11 protein-coding genes are annotated in these 17,468 nt (G+C 58.4%); 3 read left to right on the top strand and 8 right to left on the bottom strand.

The genetic code is table 11. From position 1 onward, the window contains the following. Positions 1 to 4 precede the first annotated feature (4 nt). From bcsA (AC2LB6_RS04535) to bcsR, 3 genes are read right to left on the bottom strand one after another with little or no spacing between them, the layout of a single operon-like run. Positions 5 to 2,605: a UDP-forming cellulose synthase catalytic subunit gene (gene bcsA, locus AC2LB6_RS04535; RefSeq protein WP_490092615.1), complete on the bottom strand. Its 2,601-nt coding sequence runs from the start codon at positions 2,603 to 2,605 to the stop codon at positions 5 to 7. Then, positions 2,602 to 3,333, bottom strand: coding sequence for a cellulose biosynthesis protein BcsQ (gene bcsQ, locus AC2LB6_RS04540; protein ID WP_490092616.1), 732 nt, complete (start codon positions 3,331 to 3,333; stop codon positions 2,602 to 2,604). The genes bcsA (AC2LB6_RS04535) and bcsQ overlap by 4 nt, the downstream gene beginning before the upstream one ends. Beyond that, a complete protein-coding gene (gene bcsR / locus AC2LB6_RS04545) occupies positions 3,333 to 3,530 on the bottom strand; it encodes a cellulose biosynthesis protein BcsR (protein WP_490092617.1) in 198 nt (65 codons plus the stop codon). Before bcsR ends, bcsQ begins: the two co-directional genes overlap by 1 nt. A 227-nt stretch (positions 3,531 to 3,757) precedes the next feature. Here bcsR and bcsE point away from each other — a divergent pair, with 227 nt between their 5' ends. The 3 genes from bcsE to bcsG are packed head-to-tail and all read left to right on the top strand — an operon-like array spanning position 3,758 to position 7,148. After that, complete coding sequence (gene bcsE / locus AC2LB6_RS04550; protein WP_490092618.1) at positions 3,758 to 5,293, top strand: cellulose biosynthesis protein BcsE; 1,536 nt, start codon at positions 3,758 to 3,760, stop codon at positions 5,291 to 5,293. Beyond that, positions 5,293 to 5,481 (top strand): cellulose biosynthesis protein BcsF, encoded by a 189-nt coding sequence (bcsF, locus tag AC2LB6_RS04555; protein WP_490092619.1) that lies wholly within the window; start codon positions 5,293 to 5,295, stop codon positions 5,479 to 5,481. Before bcsE ends, bcsF begins: the two co-directional genes overlap by 1 nt. After that, positions 5,481 to 7,148, top strand: a complete 1,668-nt coding sequence (bcsG, locus tag AC2LB6_RS04560; protein ID WP_490092620.1) for a cellulose biosynthesis protein BcsG — start codon at positions 5,481 to 5,483, stop codon at positions 7,146 to 7,148. Before bcsF ends, bcsG begins: the two co-directional genes overlap by 1 nt. 114 nt (positions 7,149 to 7,262) lie before the next feature. Here bcsG and AC2LB6_RS04565 read toward each other — a convergent pair whose 3' ends face one another. Genes AC2LB6_RS04565 through bcsA (AC2LB6_RS04585) form a run of 5 tightly spaced genes read right to left on the bottom strand, consistent with a single transcriptional unit; the run spans position 7,263 to position 17,446 of the window. Then, positions 7,263 to 8,270 carry a family 8 glycosyl hydrolase gene (locus tag AC2LB6_RS04565; RefSeq protein WP_490092621.1) on the bottom strand — a complete coding sequence of 336 codons (1,008 nt, stop codon included), beginning with the start codon at positions 8,268 to 8,270 and terminating at the stop codon, positions 7,263 to 7,265. A gap of 8 nt (positions 8,271 to 8,278) precedes the next feature. Continuing rightward, positions 8,279 to 8,722, bottom strand: coding sequence for a cellulose biosynthesis protein BcsD (bcsD, locus tag AC2LB6_RS04570; RefSeq protein WP_490092622.1), 444 nt, complete (start codon positions 8,720 to 8,722; stop codon positions 8,279 to 8,281). Then, positions 8,722 to 12,537 (bottom strand): cellulose biosynthesis protein BcsC, encoded by a 3,816-nt coding sequence (locus AC2LB6_RS04575; protein ID WP_490092623.1) that lies wholly within the window; start codon positions 12,535 to 12,537, stop codon positions 8,722 to 8,724. The genes bcsD and AC2LB6_RS04575 overlap by 1 nt, the downstream gene beginning before the upstream one ends. Before the next feature lie 5 nt (positions 12,538 to 12,542). Next, positions 12,543 to 15,338, bottom strand: coding sequence for a cellulose biosynthesis cyclic di-GMP-binding regulatory protein BcsB (bcsB, locus tag AC2LB6_RS04580; protein WP_490092624.1), 2,796 nt, complete (start codon positions 15,336 to 15,338; stop codon positions 12,543 to 12,545). Then, positions 15,335 to 17,446, bottom strand: coding sequence for a UDP-forming cellulose synthase catalytic subunit (gene bcsA / locus AC2LB6_RS04585; protein ID WP_490092625.1), 2,112 nt, complete (start codon positions 17,444 to 17,446; stop codon positions 15,335 to 15,337). Before bcsA (AC2LB6_RS04585) ends, bcsB begins: the two co-directional genes overlap by 4 nt. Positions 17,447 to 17,468 lie beyond the last annotated feature (22 nt).

Below are 17,468 nucleotides of genomic sequence, written 5' to 3' on the forward strand. Positions count from 1 at the left end.
ATCATCAACTCAATGCGTTTTTTGAAGCTGGCACACGGATGCCTTGCGGCAACAGCGAAGCCAGCCAGCTCACCCCAACGGTAAGCAGGTTAAACAGCCGACGTAACTGTGGCGGGCCATATTCCGCCAGGCGCAGGTAACCTTTGAAACCGAGGATCATGATATCGGCGAGGCTTTGCACCGGTTTATCTTCCGGAAAACCGTCCTGCCACAGCGCCCAGGTATCGGCGCGGGCGAAGGTACACTGGATAAATTCAATATGCTGCTGGGTGGTCAGCTCATGGAGACGGACGCCAGCCCGGTGGCCAAAGACACGCTGCACCTGGCAGGGGAAGCTGAACTCTTGCTGTCCACGACGCAGCAGCAGCCACACTTTTTCATTCTCACGCAGGGCGTCCGGTTCGCGCAGCTCCAGCCCGACGCCGCCATCCGAGTAGTCACGCAGCGTACAGGGCAGCATATGACCATCTTCCCGTGCGATGGCGGCCGGCATGGCGATCTCTACGCGGTGCGCCTCGCGGATCTGCCGGGCTTCAACTGAAACCGCCACCGCACCGCCAAGAATAATCATGTTGTAGAGCACCCAAATCAGGCTTACGCAGACGGTCAGTATCTCGTTGGCCGGACCGTGCTGCATGCGCCAGAACGCCATTAACACGCCCGCCACATTGAGCAACACCAGCAACATATAGGGCTTGGTTATCACCCAGTCCAGATGCTGCTCCTCGACCAGTCCGCCTTTCGCCGTGACATTAAACTTACCCTTGTGAGGATTGAACAGCGCCACGGTAGTAGGGCGGGCGATATACCAGGCCAGCACCGTCTCGTAAACTTCGCTCCAGAAAGAGTGACGCCAGCGCCCCTGAATACGCGAGTTGGTCAGGCTGGTGTGCAGCATGTGAGGTAAAACATAGATGGCGATCGCCAGGGCAGGCGCGTAGATGATGTAGGCATGGCAGAGTAAAAACGCCAGCGGTGCCAGCAGGAAGATCAGCCGCGGAATGCCGGACAAAAAATGCAGCATGGCGTTGGCATAACAGAGCCGCTGCACCCACTTCAAACCCTTACCAAACAACGGATTATCAAGGCGGAAAATCTGCACCATCCCGCGTGCCCAGCGAATACGCTGCCCGATATGCGCTGACAGGCTTTCGGTCGCCAGCCCGGCTGCCTGAGGAATGCGGATGTATGCCGAGGTGTAGCCACGCCGGTGCAGACGCAGCGACGTATGGGCATCTTCAGTGACGGTTTCTACGGCAATACCGCCAATCTCTTCCAGCGCGGTGCGGCGCAGAATGGCGCAGGAGCCGCAGAAGAAGGCGGCGTCCCAGGTATCGTTACCGTCCTGCACCAGCCCATAAAAGAGCGAACCCTCATTCGGCGTACGGCGAAACCGCCCGAGATTGCGCTCAAACGGATCGGGTGAAAAGAAGTGATGCGGCGTCTGCAGCATCGCCAGCCGGGGATCTTTGATAAACCAGCCCATGGCCATTTGTAAAAAAGAGCGTGTCGGCACATGGTCGCAGTCAAAGATCGACACGAAGTCGCTGCGGCAGTACTTTTTCAGCGCGTGGTTGATGTTGCCCGCCTTGGCATGTTCGTTAGATGGACGCACCACATAGTTAATGCCAATGCTGGTCGCAAACTCGCGGAATTCAGGCCGGTTGCCGTCGTCAAGCAGATAGATATTCAGGCGATCTTTCGGCCAGTCGATACCCAGCGCAGCATAGAGCGTCGGTCTGACAACGCTGAGAGGTTCGTTATAGGTCGGCACCAGCAGGTCTACCGATGGCCACAGTGAACGGTCAGCCGGCATGGAGACGGGTTGCCGGTTAAGCGGCCACAGCGTCTGGAAATAGCCCAGCACCAGCACCACCCAGGCGTAGGTCTCTGCTGCAATAAGCAGCAAACCAAAGATCAGGCTCAGCGGATCGTCCCAGTTCAGCGTCGAGGTGTAGCGCCACCAGAGGTAGCGGCACGACACGGTCAACGACAGCACTATCAGCATCATGGTAGGAAAACGACCCGGAATGCGCCGTACCAGCATCGCCAGACCCCAGAGCAGTACGACAAAAATAAACTGCGTCATCAGACCAAAGGGCTGACTGATACAGAGCAGCGCCAGCAGTGAGGCAAAGAGAGCCGTCACCACAAAAAGGCTGCGTCGCATCAGCGGCGACAGGCGCTTCAACCGCTGTTCGATGCGCGTATCAATGCCCTGGGTTTGCGAGCGGGCAATAACGTTGTCCAGCCAGCGATAGCCGTGCTGCCGCCAGCCAGAAAGTGCGCTCAGGCCCTTAACGCCATCGCGGGCGCTCGCCTGGGGTAGCCGGATCACAATCAGCCACAGTGTCTGGATCAGATAACGCAAGATATCCAGCGGACGCGGACGCTCCGGTGAGATATGCGGATAGAGGCGGCGCCGCTGCTGAATCACGCTCTGCCAGCCCGGGCTTTCGAAGCGGAGCAGCATCAGGCCCAGAACAGACCAGAAAAGATGAAGTGCGCTGGCGAAGCGGGAGGCGCCATTGCCTCGCGCAGTGGTATAGCCCCGGTGCAGCGATTGCCAGGCGGGCGCAGTCAACAACCAGCGCAGCGGGTTCAAGAACTCACTCCCTTCAGATTGAGCAGCAGCCAGTTTGCCAGCGTGATGATCTCCTCGCTGGCTAACGCATGTGGCCGGTATTCACCGACCGGCTGCTTCATCATCAGCGCCTCCGCCAGCGCCTCATCGCGATGAATCAGCAGCGGTATCAGCTGAGTCAGTGAAGCCATCCAGAGCTGATGCAGATCCTGCTGCAGACGGCTGTTGGCATTAAACTGATTGATAACAAAGCGGGTTCGCGCCGGAAAGCAGCGCTGACTAAGACGCAAATGACAATTGGCGTCTGGCTGGGTGATGCACAGTATGCCGTCCAGCTGCGGATAGAGTGTTTCATGCCACGGCAGGGAGTCGGCAGGCAGATCAAAAATAATCCACTGATAGCGCGACTGCAGGTCCGGCAATGCCTGGAGCAGCGGTGCGGCGACCGCCTCATTCTGACGGGTGACAGTCAAAGAATGCTGATGAGAAAGCACACCATGTGGCAGCAAATCAGGCCCCTGAGGATAGCGCAGCGCACTGTGCTGCCAGTCACCCCCTTCGCACAGTGCTTTCATCCAGCCATTCTCCTGCTGAGCGGGCAGATTGAAATGCACGCCGAGCTGACTGACCGGCGAGCCGTCGATCAGCAACACCCGCTCGCCGAGAGCCGTCAGTGCCCAGCCCAGTCCGGCACAAAGAGACGTTGTGCCGACACCACCCCGCACGCCCTGAAGCGCTATCTGCGGCATCAGTGAGGTTGCTCAGGCTGGCTGGGGACCGTTTCGGCTAACAGCGGCCAGCGCGACACAATCTCTTTCAGACGTTCTTCGCGCGCAATATCGACATAGCGAAAAGAGTGCAAAGAAAAGGCGTCACGCAAAGCACTAATATCATCCTGACGATCGCCATTGGTGGCCTCAGGGGTATGAAGATTTGGGTTTTTCATTACTGTTCGCCAAAGATAAAACACTGTCAGACTCAGAATAGCCGCCTGTGCGTAAAAATCAGAATAGCCGCCTGCGCGTAAAAAGGAGGTTAAAAAAAATTTCCAGAAACGCTGCATTTGCCGAACGTTGTGAACCAGCCTGTCATTAGCAATGTTTAAATTTCTCAGGTTACATCCTGGCCTGTCTATAATAAGCTAGCCTGGACTGGAAAAATAACGAATTCAATATGAAAAATTCTTTTTCGCTAGGGCTGTTGCATGTTCAGCCTGAATTAACGGCATTGCAAACGCCTGGCTGTTATTGGGTGACGTGTGCACGGCAGGATGACGCCCGCATGTTCATTCGACAGGTGATTTCACATCAGCAGGCCGTCACGCTAATCAGCGCGGATCAACCGCCTCGTGATCTCCTGACGCCCGACCCGATCGGCGGCCCCGACCGTATCCCGCTGTTTTCTCTTTCCAAAAGCAAACGGAGTCTTTTGCAGCTGGAAAATGATTTTCTGCGTACGCTTGGCAGTAAAAACGGACTGGTGATATTTAACAGCAGCGCGGCGCAATGGGATAAGCTCGATGACGCCGAATTAACCCGGTGGATAAAGGGTATGCGCCGCACGCTGCATAAAAGAAAACTCACGCTTTTAATCATCACCTCCGGCACCACCATAATAAATCTGAGTAATAATCTTCAGCGTTATTTTCGTCAGCTGGATGGCGTTGCGCATTTGAGCTTTCAGCAGGACAGCTGGCAGTATCGAATTAACTGGTGGTATGCCGCGGAACGCCTGCTCGCCGATCGTGCAATACGTCTGGGCTGTGAAGAGGATCGTTTCTTTACCTTAAATGAAAAGCAGGAACCGTTGAGCCTTAATGACGAACAACATTATCTCGCGGACAAAATCGTGCTTGAGGGCGCGCCGCCGCTTTCACGCCAGTGGCAGCTCTTTGATGATAATGAGCAGGTCTGGTTCCGGGCACAACAGGCCAATGCCGCGACGGTTATTTTCAGTCTGACCCGCAGCGACTATATCAGCGAACTGGCGAAGATGGTGCATAGCCTGCGTCGAGCTCGCGGCAACGGAATGAAAATTGTGGTACGTGAGATGGGTGCCAGCCTGCGTTATAGCGACGAGCGCCTGTTGCTGGCCTGCGGAGTCAACACCATTGTGCCGGCTAATGCAGCCATGTCGCGCTTTCTGACCACGCTGGAAAGTCTTCAGGGACAGGTGTTTAACCGTCGCGTCCCCGCCAGTCTTGAGGCGTTAACCGCCTCGTTGCAGCCGCTGCATGAGAAAGGCTACCTCCGGCTTGACGCCTTCTGTCAGTCAGTCAGCCAGTTAATCAGTAATACCTTACTGCCGGAAAATGATAAGGGCCTGTTGGTGGCATTGCGGCCCGTTCCGCAGCTTAAACCCCAGCAGATTCTGACGCTCTGTAAGCCGCGTCGCTTCGGCGACCTGGTCACGGTGCTGGAAGATCGCGTCATTCTGTTTCTCTCGTCCTGCCGCTACAACGATCTCGATAAAGCGTTGAAATATATATTTTCATTGCCTCACGACGAGCTGTTTGCAAACCGGATGGTCTGGTTCGAGGATAATCAGATTCTTGCAGAAGTCAGCAATATCAAAAAACTGACGCCGATGGCGATTCAGGATCTGACGCCAGCCCCAGAGACAGCGTGCGCCGCTATTGAGAGCCGGAGCGAAACGCAGGCACGCTCAACACCGCTGCCCATCATTTTATTGCCGGAGAACAAAGCCTGATGAATCTGATGGACTGGGTACAAATTGCGCTGCTGGTTCTTTTTATCCTGCTGTTTTTAAAGCCGTTATATCATCAATGGCTACCCCGTCGCTGGAACGGCATCATGAATCGCCTGTTGCCTGCGCGCGCGCTTAAATCGGAAGGCCACTGGCAGCGTCAATCCTCTAAAACGGATGCAAAAAATTAATGAATAGTGATCAACCCGCGGCGGTCTCCTCTTCCGGTTTCTGGTCTTCCTGGCGCGGCCTGGGCGGCTGGAATTTCTACTTTTTAGTGAAGTTCGCCCTGCTGTGGTACGGCTATCTCAACTTTCACGCACTCAGCAACCTGGTGTTTCTCGCCTGGCTGCTGTTCCCGCTGCCGACAGTACGCCTGCATCGCCTGCGCCACTGGGTCTCGATCCCCATTGGCGCAGGACTGTTCTGGCATGACACCTGGCTGCCCGGACTCAGCAGCATCATGAGCCAGGGCGATCAGCTGGCGGGCTTCTCCGCAGCCTATCTTCTCGATCTGGCAGACCGGTTTATCAACTGGCAAATGGTAGGTGCGCTCTTTGTCCTGCTGGTTCTCTATCTCTTTGTTGCGCAGTGGGTTCGTATCACCGTGCTGGTTTCATTGATGCTGATCTGGCTCAACGTACTCACTATCGCTGGCCCGGCGATGTCGCTGCTGCCGACCCGCGCAGCCACCCCGCAGGTAGTTCTGAATCAGACGCCCGCCGCCACTACCAGCCAGGCTGCTGCCGTGCCGGACGGACTCGATCAGTCAGCCGCGCCCACCAGCGCCAGCCTGACCGCCTGGCTCAACCGTTTTTACGAGAGTGAGCGCAAGCGCGTCACCCACTTTCCCGACAGCCTGCCTGCCGATTCACAGCCGTTCGACATTCTGGTGATCAACATCTGTTCACTCGCCTGGTCCGATATGGATGCCTCGCAACTGCGTAATCATCCGCTGTGGCAGCACTTCGACATCATGCTGACCAACTACAACTCCGCCACCAGCTACAGCGGACCGGCAGGAATTCGTCTGCTGCGTGCCAGCTGCGGTCAGACCTCGCATAGCGATCTCTACAAGCCCACTGATTCACGCTGCTATCTGTTCGATAATCTGGCGAAGCTGGGCTTTAAAGAGCAGCTGATGATGGACCACACCGGCGTGTTTGGTAACTACCTCAAAGAACTGCGCGAGGGCGGGGATATTCAGGCACCACTGATGTCGCAGGCGGGTATTGCGCCGGAGGTAACCTCATTCGACAGCACGCCGGTGTTCAACGATGCCCAGCTGATGCAGCGCTGGCTCGACGATCGCAACAAGAGTAGCGATGCCCGCAGCGCCACCTTCTATAACCTGATCCCGCTGCACGACGGCACCCGCGAACTGGGCAGCACCCAGACCGCCCCATGGAAGCCGCGCGCTCAGTTGCTGTTTGATCAGCTCGACACCTTCCTCAATCAGCTGGAGAAGTCAGGCCGTCGGGTGATGGTGCTGGTGGTGCCGGAGCATGGGGCCGCCCTGCAGGGCGATAAGATGCAGATGTCAGGCCTGCGCGACATTCCCAGCCCGGGTATTACGCATGTGCCAGTCGGGATTAAGTTTGTCGGCATGAAAGCGCCGCATCAGGGACAGCCACTCAATATTGATGCGCCAACCAGCCTGCTGGCAGTCTCTGAAATTGTGTCTCGCGTGGTGGATGGGCAGGTATTTAATGCGCCAAATGTGAATATGTCGGTGCTGACTGACAAGCTGCCACAGACGCCAGTGGTGTCGGAAAACGACGGTGCGGTGGTGATGATGTATCAGGGTAAGCCCTGGATCAGGCTGAATGGCGGAGACTGGGTGCCCTATCCGGAGTAACGCATCACCGCCAGGAGCAGAATTGCGGGTCAGGCGCGGCTTAGCGCCTGACCCCTTTTTATCGTCTTACTGTCGGCAGCAGAACAGCGGCCAGCACCGCCGTTCTGTCTGTTATCAGCGCTTCTCCTGAAATGCCTGCCAGGTCAGCAACTGCAGACTGGCGGAGAAATAGTTCTGATCCGCAGCCAGCTTATCGCTCAGATAGCCGGTCTCGTTCAGCGTCAGGTCACGAACCGCAAGCAGTCCACCCTCAAGATGGTAAGGCGCAGGCGCATTTGCCAGCACGTCGAACCAGGCAGGTGTTAGCATACGGCTGTAACCCTGCCAGACGCGCTGAAACGGCACCAGCGCCAGACTATGCGGGTCATACCACCAGATATTCAGCGGTACGCGAATTGCGTCGTAACTGAAGCGGTTTGAGTAGCCCACCGCTGGCGCAACCGAACCGTCGGCATTCAGCGCAACCCAGTCCAGCGGCAGACCGGTTTTGCCAAAGCTCAGCTTACCCAGCAGATCAAAACCATCGTTAATGAGTTTATCCCAGACCTGCAGGTGACTGCGCTCGCCAAACTCCCGCCACGCCTGAAACAGGAAATAGGAAGGGTTAAGCACCACATAGCTGGTTTTATTGAAACCCTGCGCGCCCGGCAGCAGGACGGTATGGCCGCCAAAGCTCGTGACATCCAGCTTGATGATCGCGCGCTGAATGCGGTCAGACTCCTGCTGGTAACTCTCCACCTGCCATTTCTGTGCAGCGCGCTGCAGCGCCCAGGCCAGCAGCACATCACCATCCGAGGCGTTATTTTTGTCGGCAACCGGGTTGTCAGTGCCTGGTACATAGCGCCAGTAGAAGAGATCGGTCTGCGGATTACGCAGCTGGGTGCGCGTCCACAGCCACAGCCGATCGAAGGTGGTGCGATCGTTGTTGGCCACCGCCAGCAACATGCCATAACCCTGACCTTCGGTGTGACTGACATTGTTATTGGCGGTGTCCGTGATCCGCCCTTCCGCGGTCACAAAGCGGCTTTTAAACGTGTCCCAGCCGCTGGCACTCGCCTGCGCGCTGCAGGCAAGCAGTAAAACAGAGCAGATCCAGCCCATCCAGAATGGCTTACGTTTCATTTTCGATCCTATTGATATCGATAGTGCAGCGTGCTGCCATCGTTGAGTTCAAGCGTCACCGGCACAACTCTGCTACCGCCCTGGCCCTGTAACCAGCCTGAAAACAGTCCGGCCATGACCGCCCCAAACGCTGCCTGCCAGTCCGCCGGAGCGTGGATATTGTCGCCCGCCGGCAGGGCGTGACAGGCAATCAGCAGCGCCGTCTCTTCTGGCTGAAGCTGCACAAAGCCCCAGTTAAACCGTGCCAGCTGCAGGTTGGCTTCGCGCTCCAGATCCTGCACGGTTCGCGACTCTGGCAAGGGATAGCGGGTCGCCAGCGACTCACCCATTTTATAGAGAAAGGCTTCCGCATCATGCTGACCGGCGTTGGCGATCATCCCGTCAATCAGCACGCTGACCAGGTCAAACCAGCCCGGCTGATAAGGATGCGATACCCCCGAATGCTCACTCATTACTTCTCTCCGAACAGGTAACGGACATAGAGCTGCGCGCTGCTTTCGTTGTAGTCACCAAAGGTGTCATAACCCAGCTGGCCGCCAATCGTCACATCTTTATTGAGTTTGTAGTCCGCCCCGGCGTGCAGGTTGTAGCCGATGCCGTTTTTGCTGCCGCCAGAGTAGTAAGCGTCTTTCACGCTGCCGCTGGCGGCAAGGGATTCCAGCTCCGACTGCAGGCTGGCATCCGACGGGAAGTACGCGCTCTTATCCTGACTGTAGGTCTGATAACCGGCTGCACCGCCAATATTGACTTTTAAATCGTCAAACTTGCGTGAGAACTCTATCGGGAACGAGACCGACGCGTAGTTCTGCGGGCTGAAGTAGCCGCCCTGCCCGTAACTGAAGTAGCTGAGGTTCTTCGAGAAATCCATCCACGACAGGCTCATGCCGACTTTCAGCTCGCGATCCTCAGAGTGGAACGGACGGACATAGGCCCCGGCAGTTGCCTGCAGGTTGTTGTTGCTGGCGACATTCTCGCCGAGATAGCTGTACGCGCCCGCACCAGCATAGAAGCCTGCATCACCATTATCGTAGCTTAACAGGGCGTTCGCGCCGTTCTTCGTGACGCGTCCCCAGCGTTTGCCGCTGGTTTTATCTTCTGCACCGACGTAAGAGAGCAGGCTGTCGGTAATCGCGCGACGCTCACCGGTCAGGATCAGCGTCAGGAAGTCGGTGAGTTTCGGTGACCACTGTACGCCACCGACCAAAGTACTGAGATCCTGGCCCAGCGGCGTACTGCCGATATCCACTTTATAATTGTCACCCTTCAGCGCCAGATCCAGCTCCACGCCAGAGGCGGTTTGCGAATCTGTGGTGGCGTTCGGCAGGTCATTCACCGTCGCACCGCCTGCGGCGACCACTCTGCCCTGACTCAGCGCATTGGTGCCAAAACGACGCCAGGCATCGGCTGCGCCACTGCCCGCCGTAAGTGAAACCGGCGTGGCGGTAAAGTCGAGGCGCGCCGTTTCAAACGGCACGGTAGAGAAAGTCAGCGGTGCTTTGGCTTCGGTCAGTTTGCTCAGGCCCGACTCGCCGTCACGCCCGCGCACCTGCACCATGCCCTGACTCCAGGTGCCAGTTTTCTCCTGCAGCGAATCCATCATGGTGTCGACGTCGTGGAGAACCTGGGACTGCTGAGAAACGGTTTCGCTGCCCGCAACCGGTTCGCCCTGCGTTGTCACGCCAGCGGCAACGCCCGCCGGTGCTGCCTGCCACGGCAGCACTGTGCCGTAGCTGGACGGTGAACGTCCCACCGGCGAGGTGTTGCGGTTGATAAACGGATTATCCGCCAGCGCCAGGCCGCCCACGGTCGGCACGCTGCCAGGCTGCGCGCCCTGCAGGCCAATCAGCTGCCCGCGCGCGGAACGCAGCAAGGCCATCGCCTGCGAATGCTCGCCATTGGCTTCGGCGACACGCGCCAGCAGCAGCAATCGATCCGGCGTCTGCGTGGTGGTGTTGAGGCCGCGACTCAGCTCATTGGCACGCTGCACATTATTCTGCGCCAGCGCGACGTTGATAGCCCCGACGCGCGCATCCTGCGTCGGCGTATCCTGGGTCATCAGGTAGTCATAGACCACGCCCGCATCCCGGTTCATCTTGCCGTCCTGGTAGAGACGGGCCATCGCGAACATCAGATCGCGGTTCTGCGGATCCTGCTGCAGCGCACCAATCAGCTTGTCATACGCCACTGCGTACTGACGCTGCCGCCGCAGGCGATCCACTTCGTTAATCAGATAGCCGTTGCGGATACCGGCCAGCTGCGTCGGGGTACTGCGCGCCTGCAGTTCCGGGTTGCTGAGGAAGCGCTGCGCCTCACTGCCAAGGCCCGCCTGATTCAGCACCGACATCTGCGCGGCATAATCGCCCGCATTGCCCTGCACGCCACGCTGCAGGTTAGTCTGCACCACCGAAACGGCGCTGGTGAGATCGCCCGCCTGCGCCAGCTTCTGCGCCAGGTTTCCGGCATCAACCGGGTTGGTGGGTGGCGTAACCGTGAGCGCTTTCAGGGTATTGGCAGCCGCGGCCGTCGCGCCCTGCGCCAGGTACTGATCGGCGGTGCTCATCTGCAGATTAAAATTAACCCGCTGCGCCAGTTCACGCATCGCCACCGTTTTCGCATTGGCGGGAATGCGCGCCAGCAACGCGCTGGCCTGCTGCCAGCCACCACTTTCGCTGGCGTTGAGCGCACCGGCATAGAGTTCGCTGGTGCTGGCACCATTACGCATCACCGGCTGCATCACGTTGGCCGCCAGCAGCGTGTCACCCTGCTGACGATAGAGCCGGGCTAAATCGAGCCGCAGCCAGCCATCCGACGGATAGCGCTGAATGCCCTGCTGCAGCGTCGCGATGGCCGCGGCATTGTTACCGGCAACCAGCTGACGCTTCGCCTGCTGACGCAGCGCATCGGCCTCATTAGCGCGTGGTGTGACGCTCTGACGTACGCTGTCCGGCAGCGCTCCCAGCAGCGTACTGGCTTCGGCAGCCCGATTCTGCTGTCGCAGAACGTAGAACAGTCCCTCTTTGGCGCTGCGGTTATCCGCATCGCTTTGCAGAATGGTGCGGTAGATCTGCTCCGCCTGCTGCGGTTGATTGGTGCGGCGCAGCACGTCAGCGCGGAACAGTCTGGCAGCCAGCCCTTTTTCGCCATCAGCCTGCACCAGCGGTTCGCTTAAGGTCAGCGCCTGCGCCGTATCTCCGCTTTTTAGCGCCTGCTGGGCGCTGGCCAGCTGTGCATAAAAGCGTGCATCGTCCGCCTGCTGCTGACGCGATGCCCCCTGATCGCCGCCGAGCTGAGCAGACCGCTGCAGATAATCTGCCGCTTCCTGATAGCGTCCGGCTCGCTGAGCCACATAGCCCATGCCCGCTAACGCATCAGCATCCTGCGGATTCGCGCCCAGCACTTTTTCAAAGCTGGACTGCGCACCGCCGACGTCACCGCTGTTGAGCGCGCTGAATCCGGCCCCTTTTTCTGCGCCGCCGACGTTTTTACGGTAGTAGTCGATCACCGCCGGGTCCTGCGGATGACGCTGCTGCCAGGTCTGATAGAGCGCTGCATCTGAAGGCTGTGGACCAAGCCACAGTAGCGCCTGCCGCAGTGAGCGATCGGCATCCTGATTACCACTCGCCAGCGAACTCAGCACCTCAATGCCTTCCCGACGGGTCGGCTCCTGATAGGTCAGCGCTTTACCCAGCGCCAGCCGCGCACCGGTGTCCTGCGGATGCTGCGCCGCAAACTGGCGCAGCGCCTCAACCGCCTGCGGCAGCAGCGTACGGTCGCCCGCCATAGTCAGATAATATTCCGCCGCGACGCTGGGTGGCGGCTCATTGCCGGTGAAGGTATTGCGCCAGGTCTGTAACGCCGCCGGAATATTGCCGCTGCGCGCCTGCTGACGCGCCAGCGAAAGCTGCGCCTGCGGAATGGTCTGCATCTGGCGCGCATTATCCAGCTCGCTCAGGTGCGGATCGTTGGGGGAGGCCTGGCTCAGCCGGGCGCGATACTGCGCCGCCGCAGCGGTGTCGCCACCCTGCTGTGAATAGAGCGCCAGCAGATAAAGTGCCTGTGTGTTGCCGGGTTCAACCATCAGCACCTTTTGCAGTGAGGCTTTCGCCAGATCGTCATGCGCTTTCTGATGCCAATAGGATGCCTGATCAAACAGCGCCTGCAACGCCGGATTGGCGCTCTCCGCCGCCAGCAGCGGCTGTGACAGGGCCAGCGCGCTGCCCAGCAGCAACGCCTTACGGATACCGGCACTCAACAGATTGTTTTTCATTGTTATTATCCTTGCTTCCTGCCGGAATCACGGTCTTGCTTTGGGTTCAGACGCCGCCAGGCATGACGTTTCAGCATCACCCAGGCCGCACTCCCTACCAGCGCGGAGAGCAGCATCGCCGCCACCGCCAGCAGCACCGAGTGCTGGTTGGCATACCACATCACCATCATGTACCAGGGCATTTCGCCGCTCGGGAATTGCGCGCCGACACGGAAACTGCGGATGCCGTTTTCATCGGTAATAATCGCGGTATCGCCACGAATGCCAGCGTTAATCTGCGCCGAACTCAAATCGTTATGCAGGCGCAACAGCTGATCGTCGCTGGTAGCCACCGTCATCACCACCAGGCGATCGTAATTCCACGGCGATCGGTAGCTGAGGAAGCCTCGCCACGCTTCGTTGGAGGAGAAGTAACGATCCGCATCCAGCTGCTGAAGACTCCAGTCGCCGGTCAGCCAGCCGCGTAATTTTTCCAGCATGTCCGGCTCTTTCACACCAAAGGTGCTGCTGGTGGCGTCATACGGTGAGGACGCCAGCATCGCCTGATTAAAGGCGCTGTTGCCGGTGGTGCTGACCGCCAGCAGGTCGCTCTTCTGTAAGCGCGCCAGATGAGTGCCGCCATTCGGCAGACCAAACAGCACCTGATTTTGCGTCAGCGCCACGCCGGTCGCGGTTCCGGCCCGCGCAGCCAGATCCAGCAGCGTCGACAACTCAGCATCGCTGGGCGTTTCCGGCAGCAGCAGCGTAGTCTGGCCGAAGTCAGCCAGCCGCGAGAACGGGAACGAGGCACCCACAAAGTAAGAGAGGTTCGGCAGCATGCTGAAGTGGCGGGTATGACTCAGATCGATCCACGAGTCCTCTTCAATCCGGCTCTTGATGTTGTTGTTCAGGAGTACGCCGCAGGGCGCATCAGCCCGCGGTTTGATATTGAAGTAGAGCGCCAGCTGGTTGTCGCCATAGATCAGATAGGGTTCAAGATTCAGCTGATACTGCTCCTGACGCGCATCACCGCCTAAACGGTGCCAGGCGCTCTCCAGCAGGCCGACTTTGTTCACCGTCAGGTTGCGCAGGAAAGTGCCGTTGAGCATGACGTTAAGGAACGAGTTGTCCTCATCAATCCAGCTTTCGGACGGGAAGCGATAGTGCAGATTAACCGGCACCGTGTCGCCATCCCACAGGAACAGGTCAGGCGCGGCACGGAAGTTCACGCGCAGCGCATCATGCCAGATACCGCTGCTGGTGAGACTCTGATCTTTACGCAGCAGTTCGCTCAGGCGTACCGGACGGTCGGTGTTGATCCAGCGCGGCGCATCGTAAGGTTTGCGGTTGCCAATGGTTTGCGCGGGGACCTGCAGCTGGCTCTCATCGGTGGTAAATGGCTGCGTCGTCAGACGGTTCGCGGCCTGACGCAACTGATCATCATTGTTGCCACTCACCAGCAGCAATTTGTAAACCGGGTTATTGGGATTATCCACCACCTGCAACATCGGGCCGTTACTGGCCGGGAACGTCAGGGTGCCGATCCGATCGCCAGGATGACCAAACAGGATGCCGTTGTTTTCCGGCAGCTCGCCGCGCACCACCGGGAAACGGATGCCGCGATAATCACTCTGAATGCCGAGCCAGGAAGCCACCAGTGCAGCCGCGCTGACCGCATCGGGTGAGAGGTTACTGGCAAAGCCCACCGTGATGCTGGACGCCGTCATCCGTTGAGGATCCAGGAAAGGACGCGGGAAATTACGCAGGCTGGTACCGATATTGAGCTTCTGCCCTTCAAGGTGCAGCGAGGTATTTGGCAGAATGGTGACCTGATACTGCTGCGCGCTCTCTTTCTCACACAGCAATTTGTCCGCGTCGTTGATTTTAAAACTCAGGTTGTTGCTGGACACCACCATCGCGGCTGGAATATCCAGCTCATAATCACTGACGTCGCTGTCAGTGGCACCCAGCGGCAGCGTGCCAAGCGGCTGACCGTTCAGCATCAGCTGTAGTGAGGTATTGCGCGCTGCCAGTGCGGCAGAGACGCGCAGCGTCAGATTCAGTCGCGCATTGGTAATGACTTCATCGCCTGGCAGGGTGAAGGTGATGCCCGACTGTAACTGGCCGCCGGTCAGCGTGATGCCGCGCGCCTGGCCCATCTGGGCCACTGAAATCACGCTGCTGATCGGCTGATTGATGGCTGCCGCGATCGGTGGCTGTGGTTCTGCCAATGGCGCGGTCGTCTGGCCCGGCGCGTAGGGCAGCGCACTGGCGGCCGCTTCCAGCGCCGGATCGGCATTACTCAGTCCCTGCGGCAGTGGCACCGCGGACAGCGCGCTGCTGTCCTGGGTCACGGCTCCGCTGCTCGTCACCGGCGCGGCGGCCGCAGCTTCACCGGTCGCTGACGCCTGAGGCGCTGATGTTGCCTCTGCAGCCGGAGCGTAAGATGGGGTTGCGGATGCCGGTGTGGCATCCGGAGCTGCACTCTGCGGCCCAGAGGCCGGAGCCAATTCTGCGGCCTGAGTAGCTGGGGCCGCATTTGTCATGGATGGCACTGACTGTGGTGCAGACTCGCCACCGCTGACCGGGGCCGTCACCTGGGCTGAACCGGCTGGCGTCGGGGCTGGGCTATTCATCGGCGCACTGGCCGCGGGGCTGGCAGGCTGAGAGGTGGAAGCGGCATCAGGCGGCATCGGGGCCGAGCTGTTTACCGGGGCAGCACTGCTGTTATCAATCGCAACCGGCGTTTCCGCGCCAGCGGGCGTCAGCCATAACGCTGCGGTCAGTGAACTGGCCAGCAAAGTTTGCGTCAGGATCTTCATGCCGCGCCATCCTCTTTCGCTGCCGCGGCAATCGGATCGCCTTTTTTACGTTTATCGTGGCGGCCCTTCCAGGTCAGCCAGAACAGCTCAAATACAGTGCGAATAATAGTGCCCAGCGAAATCAGTGGGTTATCCTGCTTATACTCTGGCTGAATCCAGGCATCTGCACGCGCCAGCACCACACGCACAAGTTCGCGACGGCGCGCCAGCGGCATCGCCTCAAAGCGCAGACGGATGCTCTCCTCATCGCCGGAAATCTTACTCACCGGGATGGTGATCGCGCCGGATTTCAGCAGCAGATCAATCTCTTCAATCTCATCCGTTTCATGACGTCCATCCGGCGTATCGAGCTGCGCACCCCCCATCGAAAGGTTGCTGGTCTGAGTGCGCGATGAAATGCCGCTGGCGTAGTGAATAATCGCCGGAATTTGCACTTCAACGCGGATGGTTTTACGCACCTGCTTGGTTTCACGCGCCACGGCAATCGCCGCCATCAGAATGATCAGGCTGAAGATCGCCCAGCCGACGTTGAGCGCGATAACGTAGGGATCAACGCCAAAGTAGTCATGCATGACGGCTCGCACTACGCCCGCCACAATGCCAATGCCCAGCAGCAGCGCCACAATCACGTGCGGACGCACGATGTGGAAATCAAAGAAGCCCTGATCCAGCACGCCGCCTTTGTCGGTGACGTTGAACTTGCCATGTTTCGGCGACAGCAGGGTCAGAATGGTCGGGATCACCAGATGGAAGCACATCACCGTCTCATAAATCTCACCCCAGAAGGTGTAACGGAAACGGCCATTCATGCGTGAGTTTACGTAGAGCGACATCACCAGGTGCGGCAGCACATAGGCAAAAATCAGCGACGCCGACGAGTGAATAATATTCAGGTTAAACAGCAGGTAAGCCAGCGGCGCGGTCAGGAAGGCGACGCGCGGCAGGCCGAACTGGAAGTGCAGCATGGCGTTGAGATAGCAAAGACGCTGCTGCCACTTCAGTCCACGGCCAAACAGCGGGTTATCGATGCGGAAAATCTGCGTCATGCCGCGCGCCCAGCGGGTTCGCTGAATAATATGCAGGCCCAGACGCTCGGTCGCCAGACCGGCAGCCAGCGGGATCGACAAAAAGGCTGAACCCCAGCCCAGGCGCTGCATTTTCAGGGCGGTGTGCGCATCTTCGGTCACGGTCTCAACCGCAAAGCCACCAATCTCTTCCAGCGCGGAACGACGGATTACCGCACAGGATCCACAGAAGAAAGTGGCGTTCCAGTTGTCGTTACCCTGCTGCACCGGGCCATAAAACAGCGAGCCTTCATTCGGAATGCTGCGGGCGGCGCGCAGGTTACGCTCAAAGGGATCGGGAGAATAGAAGTAGTGCGGCGTCTGCAGCAGCGCCAGTTTCGGATCTTTCAGGAACGGCCCTACCGTCGCCTGCAGGAAGGTGCGGGTCGCCACGTGGTCGCAGTCAAAGATGCAAATCAGTTCACCTTTGGTGATTTTCATTGCATGGTTGAGATTACCGGCTTTGGCATGTTTATTGTCGTCGCGGGTGATGTAGCCCACCCCGACATCCGCCGCAAAGCGGGCAAATTCGCTGCGCTTGCCATCATCCAGCAGATAGACCCTGACTTTGTCGCGTGGGTAGTCAATACACTGTGCCGCCAGTACGGTGTCGCGCACCACATCCAGACTTTCATTATAGGAAGGCACATAAATATCGACCGTCGGCCACAGACGGGTATCGTCCGGCAAGGGTTCAATGGTGCGCTTTAATGGCCAGGTGGTTTGCAGGAAGCCGAGAATTAAGATCAGCCAGACGTAAAGCTCCGCCAGATATAAGCCAATCCCTAAAATAGCCTCAACTTCAGAATTAAAGTGCAGTGTCTCAGTGGTGCGCCACCAGATATAGCGGCTGGACATCAGTGCAGAGAGGATCACCATCACCACAGTTATTTTGCGGCTTTTGCTGAAACCCAATAAAAACATCATGCCGATGCTGATCAGACCAAAAATATACTGTTTCTGGCTGTCCATCGGCGTAATGATGATTACCGCCGCAACGGGTGCAAGCACCAGCAGCAGCAGGTAAAACCCGATTTTACTCATGATTCACCCTGAGAAGAGCTAT

The organism is Pantoea sp. RCC30.1 (assembly GCF_058148845.1).